The following is a 6,958-nucleotide window of genomic DNA, read 5'->3' as shown; positions in this document are numbered from 1 at the left end:
CTCACTACCTGGATCTGCTTCCTCCGGAACCTGTCGTCCCAGTATCAGGCTGTCCAGGCTGAGGGTGGAACTTCACGTCCCGAAACTCGACGCACTCATGGGTCCGTTGGACGAGGCGTACCGGAGCGCCCCGAAGTTCGAGGCTCAGGAGGCGCGGGCACGGGGCTTCGGCATGCGGGCCCTGGAGGAGTTCAAGGACTCGCAGGTCTGGCTGAAGATCGACTCGGCCGGCAAGTACGAACTCAACCTCGCCGCCAACGAGTACATGGCGGACGGCCACACCCTGGACAAGCACGTCGGCAAGACGGACGAGCAGCTGACGCAGCGCCTGCGCGACCAGCCGGCGAACCCGAACCAGGGCCCGACCCAGGCCTGGCCATACGGAAAGCCGTTCCCTCGTGCCTCGTCCTCCTTCCCGAACTACCAGCGGGCAGAGGAGCTGACCGAGTACAACCTCAACCAGAACAAGGCCGCCATCGAGGCGTGGATCAAGGGCCCGCCTCCGCCGACGGACGGCAAGGTCGAGAAGTTCTATGCGACCTTGCCGCCCAGCGAGACCAGTGGCCGCAGCGTGTTCAAGCAGCCGGTGGACCCGAACGACCCGCTGTCCGGGTACAAGGAGGGCGGGATGAACGCCAAGGCGTACGACGTGAACGGCATCGACACGCGCCTCAGGTACGACAGCAGCCGCAATCCGCCGTTCACGGTCATGACGTCGATGCCCCACAAGCCTTAGTCCTGCCGAGAAAGGCCCGCACTACATGTCCGCCGATCAGACGTCCTGGGAAGCCGCGGTACGCCACCTGTACAGGGACGCGACCGCGTACATCGCCACCGGCCCGCGCCGCCACGAAGACTGGACGCTCGACGTCCTCGCGCTGATGGCCCGGGACGTGCCGGACCCCAGGGGTTGGGCCCGCGTCGACGACGCGGAGGAGAATCCCGAGCGTGTGGAGAGCCCCACCTGGCCCTTCGTCGCCCACCCCCCGGAGTACGTCGCGCCCCGCCTTGACGAGATCGACCGGGACAGTGCCGAGAACCTGCTCCTGGCCCTCACCGAGGGCGGCTGCACCTTGGCCAACCTCCAGTACTTCACCGAGTCCCCGGACGAACTGCGGGCGATGGCACGCACGGTTCTCGCACGGTATGGGGATGAGGCCACCTACCACACCAACGTCAGCAAGACGGGCAGCGCGCCCGGCACACTCGACTTCACACGGAAGGCCCTGGGGTACAACCCGATGAGTGTCTTCACGGAGGACTGTGGTCTCGTCGTCGTCTCGGACACAGAGGTCGGCATGTTCTGGAACTTCAACGACCTGTGAACCGGATGCCCGTCCCGTACGAGCACAGCTTTTGACCAGGTCGTTTGAGAGGATGCCCCGTGCTGACCCGTTCCGCCTCCTATCCCGACCGGGAGACCGCCCACTGGGCCACCCAGCAGGTGGTGACCGCCAACGAGCAGGTCATCCACCGCTGGCTCGCCCAGGGCACCCGGGCGCGTCTCACCATCGAGGCCGCCTGGCCCTCCCGCGAGGAGCCCGTGGGCCGGGTCCAGCTGGAGGGTGACCTGCTGGCCGGGCGCGGGCCCGTCGACGTCCGCGCGGCGCGTGTGGTGCTGCGCCGCGAGCCGTCCAGCCCGCACGGCTTCGTCGTCCACACGACCTTCCCGTTCTACCTGTAGGGGCCGCCGCACATGTCCATGAAGCCCCTCGAACACGACCGCCGGTACGGCGAGCTGGACCAGGTGATGCGCGCCTACCTGGGGCAGCCGGCCGACGACACCCCGGAGCGGCGCAGCCGCGCGCTGGACGCATACCTTCGCCACACCTGGCACACCCGTCCCTGGGCCGTCGCGGAGGCGGAGCGCCAGCTGCGCGAGTACAGCCGCAACCCGCCGGGCCGCATCCGGCACCAGCTGGGCGAGTTCTACGCGATCCCGGACACCGGGATGCCCCAGCCGGAGATCGGCGACTGGCTGCTGGTGCTGGCCGACCACCTGAGGAAGAGCATCGAGGAAGGCGACGTCCCGGAACCGTCCTCCCCGCAGACGCACTGGGAGTGGCACGCGCGCTTCCCGGAGACGGCGCAACTGCTCGGCGGATGGTTCTCGCAGGACATCGTCGACGAGTTCCCCGACCACGACGCCGCCGTCGCCGACTACGCCGCCACCACCGACCCCCACCTGGTCGCACGCCTCGTGGGCGAACTCCACGAGCTGCTCGCCCTCCCCCTGGACGAGGGGGACTACGCCTTGGCCGCTGCCGAACTCGGCATGGAGGTCGGCCCGCCCGAGCCCTTCTCCCACGGCGCCTTGTTCCAGTCGCTGGCGACGACGCTGTCCGGCGTCTGACCCGACCCCCGACCCCCGACCTGCCGTTCGCCGCCCCGGCGCCAATGCCGGAGCAGCCCTGGCGACACCAATGATCAGATACTCAGATACCAGGAGTGGTCATCAGTTCCGATCGATACCCGACATCGAAGACGTGGCAGGACGTCGATCCGACCACGCATCCGTTCGACTCCGACCAGGCGCTGGACGTGGTGCGCCATGTGCTGTCCTCGCCGGACCCCGGGACGGGTCGGCCACGAGGACTGCGGTCGGACGATGCGGTCGCCCGGGGTCTTGCCGAGCACTACGGCTCGTGGGCCCTCCACTGGCACAACGCTGTGGACGAAGCATCCCATTCCGGGATGATCATCAGGGATCTGCCGCCGAGCGGAGACCTGGAGCAGCAGGCGCGGCGGTACACCAGCGCCCTGCTCCAATGGCGTGCTTGGCTCGAGGAACTCGCCGCTTTTTTCGCGCAGTTCGCTCCCGGACCGGATACGGATGCCGAGGAGACGCGACGGCTGCGTGAACGAGCCGTCGCACCGCTCGTGACTCTTGTCGTGGAACGCACCGGAGCCGGCGAGCTATGGCGTGCTGCCTGTGTGGATGCGCTCATGTGGTACCTCGAGTCGACGGGAATGTCCCCCCTGGAGGCCGAGGATCTGGCCGACGAGGTCGTGGACTCCCAGTTCGAGAGCTGGATCGCCCCCGACGCGGAGGCGGTCGGCCGTGCCGGGCAGGCCATCGGAGGGCATGGTGCGTGACGACCTCCGGAGCTGGCTCCGGGTGCGCTCGCAGATCGCGTGGCACGAGGCCTCGGACGAACTGGTCGGTCCGGTCCGGGGCACACGCGACGGTATCGACGCGGTCGCGACGGCGCGCGACGGACACGATGACACGACACGCGGGGTCGGAATGCGGGCAGCCTGGCGGTTGGCCCGGACGGACGCCGAGGCCGACCGGCCGCTCGGCTTCGGCCTCCTCGCCGGATGGCAGAAGCTGGTCCTCGGCTGCCCGGAAATAGCGTTCCGCACCCTTCCGGCCTTTGCCAAGGGGGGACGTGAACGGTACGGAGTGTGCGAGGAGACACCGGCGCGGTTCGAAGAGTGCCTGTCCCAAGCCACCGAACCGGTCACGGACGTCCCCCTTCCCGCCCGGGCCGCCCGTGCCTACCTGGACGTGTGCTTCTTCCACCCGTTCGACGACGGCAACGGGCGGGCGGCCCTGCTCACGATGGGGTTCGTCCTGGCACGCGAGAAGGTCTTCCTGGACGAGGTCGGTCCTGTACGAGTGCCCAGGTATGCCGATGATCCGGTCGGTGCGCCGGCGCTGGCTCGCTTGATCCACATCCTCGCCGGTGCGGCAGCGCGACGAGGTGAGGTACTCGCGCACCCGGGCCTCGGGGATGCAGGACCCTCTGACCACGCCTGATGATTGCCGACGGGCAACCGCACGTGAAATCACCGAAACCGGGCCGCCCGCGCCCGGTGGTCAGGTCCAGCCGGTGAGGTCCCCGATGAAGTCCGCGTAGGAGCGGTTGGTGCCGCGCGGGGAGGGGACCAGCCGGTGCCACAGCGCCCCGCGGGCGACCGCGGGGCCGTCGCTCTCCCGGAAGACCGGCAGGCCGAGCCCTCGCTCGAGTTCCTCCTCGGCGTCCTTGACACGGCCGGTGTCCCTGTCGAGCAGTCGGGCGGGCTCACGAACACCGTGAGCGAACCGAGCGGAACGGTCACGTCGTGCAGACCGCGGAAGTTCTCGACGCGCAGTTCGAGGAGACGGCCAGGCATGGGACGAAACCCATCGGGTCGGTGATCGCGGTGCGGGGGAGTGGGCGAGGCGCGTGATCCGCGTTGCTGTGTTCCCGTCCTATTCGTGCGCGGTCCGAACGGCGGCGGGAGCGCGGGCCGGTGCGAGGCGGCCGGGCATGCCGAGCAGATGAGGCCGGGTCACTGACATCACGCCCGCGGTGCGCGGCCTCAGGTGCGTCGCCGGTCCGGTGAGCCTTGTCCGTCCGGGTGGGGCCGATGGCCGGGCCCGGCAGCGGGTCGTCCACCCCGCTGAACAACACATGCGCCGCCGGGCTGCCTGCCTTCGAGGGGCCGTCGTCGTCCCGCGGTGTCAGAAGTGGTCGACCGTCTGTCCCTCGGGCACCCGGTAGCAGCCGGACGTGACGTTGATCCCCAGACTCGGTGTCACGTCCTCGGAGTACTGGACGATCCAGACGCTGACCTTCTTCGCGTCGTTGTCGGCGATCAGGTTGAGTGCCTTGTTGGGACTGTTGTCGTGGTACAGCTGCTTGGTCACCCAGCCACCCGTGTTCAGTCTCTTCTTCAGGTTCTCCATCGCCACGTCGATGTCGCCGGGCTTCGTCGGCGCGAAGTTCCAAGGGTGGTAGACGGTGAAGTACGTGTCCGGGTCCTTGCCTTCACACTTCTTGACGCCGGGACCGGGTTCGGACGCCTTGCCGGGAACGTCGACGAATCGGTAGAGCTCGCTGGACACCTCCTTCACGGCGGCGACCGCCTCTTCGGTCGTCGCCGTGCCCGCGTCGGGAAGGCCCGAACGGGCCTCCTGGGAATTGTCGGCGGTGCTGCCGGGGGAGTCGTTGCCGTCGTTTTCGGTCATGCCACATCCGCTGAGGAGAAGTCCGGTCAGGACGAGGGCCAGGGGCAGGGTCAGAGGGGAGCTGCCCCGGTGGTGCGGGGTCGGTACGGGGCGTGGTCCGTAGAACATGAAAGTCCAAGATCTTCGTCGAGTGGGGCGATGGAGGAACGGCGCTCGGCACCGTCGTGCCGTCTTACTCGGGAGTGGTCACGTAGCCGTACTTGCCGACCACGACCAGCGCCTGGTTCTTCAACGCCGTCGTGCCCCGGTCCCAGTACTCGCTGTGGCCCGTGGCTCCCGTCGTTCCCGTGGGGCCGGTTCCCTCCGGACCCGTGTTCATCTGGTTCGCGCCGAAGGCCTCCTCGTCACTGGGGATGAGGAAGACGCCGCCGCCGAGTCTCCAGTTGCTGCCGCCGTGGCCCCAGCGGCCGATGTCGGGCACGGGATCGTCCTCGGCCTCCTGGTTCCAGACGTGCCCCTTCGGAACGTCCATCTCGTCGGCGTGGCCGACCTTGACGCCGGGACTTCCGGCGAAGATCACGTCGTCGGCGTTGAGGGTGCCGGTCTCGGCGGCGGCTCCGATGAGGGTGGTGCCGTACGAGTGTCCGATGGCGGTACGGTGCGGTTCCCCGGGGCCGGAGTGGGAAGCGTCGAGGCCGTCCATGAACTGCCGGTACGCGGGTGCGCCGTCGTAGGCGTAGTGCTCGAAGGGGGCGTCCTTGACGATCGACTGGGGCGCGTCGTAGCCGAGCCAGGTGATGGTCGAGACGGAGGCGTCCGGTGACGTCTGGTTGGTCTGACGCCACAGTTCGGTCATCCGGTTGATGTCGCCCCCGACCTTCTCCAGGTTCGAGGTGGTGCCCGGTACGTACACCGCCTGGTGCTGGGCCGTGTCGGGGTTGCCGGTCGCGACGATGACCCTGCCGTTCCCCTCCGGGCTGAAGCCGAGCAGGTAGGCCTCGGGAAGTCCCTCTTTGCCCGTGTCGTCGAAGCGCTGCTGGATGGCGTTCATGCCTTTGAGGGAGGCTGTGAGGCGGCGGTAATCGTCACCGTGCTTCCTGTCCCATGCCATCCATTCATCTGTGTGGACCTTGGCCGGATACGAGCCTGCCGTGATCCACGTCCACTCGTTGGCGGGCGGCTTCGGGATCGAGTTGAGCCTGAGCTGGTATTCGGAGCGCTTCTCTTCGAACACCACGCGGTTCGCCTCGTCCCTGATCTCGGAGGGCAGGCCGTCCAGCCTTCCCACGAGCTCGGGACGGGTGGCGAGGTACGCCTCGCGCTCTTCGGGGGCGAGCTCTTTCCACCAGTCCGCGTTCTGCTGAGGAGTGGCGTCCTTCGGCGGTCCGCCGATGGACGCCAGGTAGTCCTTGCCCGCCTCGCGGACCCCGCCCATGTCCGACTGGGCGTCCTTCAGGTCCTCGAGGGACACGGTCAGATCGTCGTCGGCCTTCAAGGCGCGGATCTTCGGCGCCCACTTCGCGTCCGCCTCCGTCGCCTCCTTGAGGGCGTGGGCGATGCGGTCCGCGATGGCCAGGGCCACGGCGTGGTGGGGGTTGGGATCGGCGTTCGCGGCCTGGCGGGCCATGGCCTGGGCCGTGGGATCGGTGAGGCTGCCGACCGTGCCGCCCTTGGCCGGCGCCTCGGATCCGTCCCGCGGCTGTCCCTCCGGATAGGTGACGCTGCCGTCCGCGTTGACGGTGACCTTCGATGCCTCCGCGGCGTCGAGCGCGGACAGGAGTTTCTTCCGGGCTGCTTCCAGGTCGTGTGCGAATCCGTTGAGCGCTGTGCTGACCAGGCCGCATTCGATCTGTGTGTAGTGGAAGTTGGCTGAAAGCTTTCTCAGCTCTCCGATGGCCGCCTCCAGGGCCTCGCCCTTGAGGGACTTGCGCATGCCCGCGACAACGACACGGTCGATGTGGTCCTTGGCCGTGTCGGCCATGTCACCGGCGGCACGATAGCCGTCGGCAGCCTCTTCGAATTCTGAGGGCTTCAGCTTTTTCAGGGTGGCGAGGTCCATGA

Annotated in this window: 8 protein-coding genes; 6 read left to right on the top strand and 2 right to left on the bottom strand. The window is 68.3% G+C overall.

All coding sequences use genetic code 11. The annotated features are described in order from the left end of the window. Positions 1–97 precede the first annotated feature (97 nt). The 6 genes from JL475_RS32390 (at position 98) to JL475_RS32365 (ending at position 3,763) form a co-directional block, all read left to right on the top strand. Positions 98–736: an RNase A-like domain-containing protein gene (locus JL475_RS32390; protein ID WP_237408918.1), complete on the top strand. Its 639-nt coding sequence runs from the start codon at positions 98–100 to the stop codon at positions 734–736. A 25-nt stretch (positions 737–761) separates the two neighbouring features. Then, complete coding sequence (locus JL475_RS32385) at positions 762–1,325, top strand: hypothetical protein (RefSeq protein WP_202281725.1); 564 nt, start codon at positions 762–764, stop codon at positions 1,323–1,325. A gap of 44 nt (positions 1,326–1,369) precedes the next feature. Then, the gene (locus JL475_RS32380) at positions 1,370–1,684 is read left to right on the top strand and encodes an RNase A-like domain-containing protein (RefSeq protein WP_202281724.1); all 315 of its coding nucleotides are present in this window, start codon (positions 1,370–1,372) and stop codon (positions 1,682–1,684) included. A gap of 12 nt (positions 1,685–1,696) precedes the next feature. Beyond that, positions 1,697–2,353 carry a contact-dependent growth inhibition system immunity protein gene (locus tag JL475_RS32375; protein ID WP_202281723.1) on the top strand — a complete coding sequence of 219 codons (657 nt, stop codon included), beginning with the start codon at positions 1,697–1,699 and terminating at the stop codon, positions 2,351–2,353. A gap of 95 nt (positions 2,354–2,448) precedes the next feature. Continuing rightward, on the top strand, positions 2,449–3,096 hold the full coding sequence (locus tag JL475_RS32370) for a hypothetical protein (RefSeq protein WP_202281722.1): 648 nt from the start codon (positions 2,449–2,451) through the stop codon (positions 3,094–3,096). Next, a complete protein-coding gene (locus tag JL475_RS32365) occupies positions 3,086–3,763 on the top strand; it encodes a Fic family protein (protein WP_237408916.1) in 678 nt (225 codons plus the stop codon). Before JL475_RS32370 ends, JL475_RS32365 begins: the two co-directional genes overlap by 11 nt. Before the next feature lie 687 nt (positions 3,764–4,450). On the opposite strand, the gene JL475_RS32360 is transcribed toward JL475_RS32365, so the two are convergent. After that, positions 4,451–4,957 (bottom strand): hypothetical protein, encoded by a 507-nt coding sequence (locus JL475_RS32360; RefSeq protein WP_237408914.1) that lies wholly within the window; start codon positions 4,955–4,957, stop codon positions 4,451–4,453. A 172-nt stretch (positions 4,958–5,129) separates the two neighbouring features. Further along, positions 5,130–6,956 (bottom strand): alpha/beta hydrolase, encoded by a 1,827-nt coding sequence (locus JL475_RS32355; RefSeq protein ID WP_202281718.1) that lies wholly within the window; start codon positions 6,954–6,956, stop codon positions 5,130–5,132. Between the last annotated feature and the right edge of the window lie 2 nt (positions 6,957–6,958).

Origin of the sequence: Streptomyces sp. M2CJ-2, from assembly GCF_016757295.1 — a bacterium.
In the GTDB taxonomy this organism is placed as follows: Bacteria; Actinomycetota; Actinomycetes; order Streptomycetales; family Streptomycetaceae; genus Streptomyces.
Note: the sequence above shows the minus strand (reverse complement) of the source record. Positions and strands in the feature narration are given on the sequence as shown.

Bases quoted from the DNA above. Each gene is read 5' to 3' on its own strand.
- JL475_RS32390 (WP_237408918.1), top strand. From the start codon at position 98: ATGGGTCCGTTGGACGAGGCGTACCGGAGCGCCCCGAAGTTCGAGGCT.
- JL475_RS32385 (WP_202281725.1), top strand. From the start codon at position 762: ATGTCCGCCGATCAGACGTCCTGGGAAGCCGCGGTACGCCACCTGTAC.
- JL475_RS32375 (WP_202281723.1), top strand. From the start codon at position 1,697: ATGTCCATGAAGCCCCTCGAACACGACCGCCGGTACGGCGAGCTGGAC.
- JL475_RS32365 (WP_237408916.1), top strand. From the start codon at position 3,086: ATGGTGCGTGACGACCTCCGGAGCTGGCTCCGGGTGCGCTCGCAGATC.
- JL475_RS32360 (WP_237408914.1), bottom strand. From the start codon at position 4,957: ATGACCGAAAACGACGGCAACGACTCCCCCGGCAGCACCGCCGACAAT.
- JL475_RS32355 (WP_202281718.1), bottom strand. From the start codon at position 6,956: ATGGACCTCGCCACCCTGAAAAAGCTGAAGCCCTCAGAATTCGAAGAG.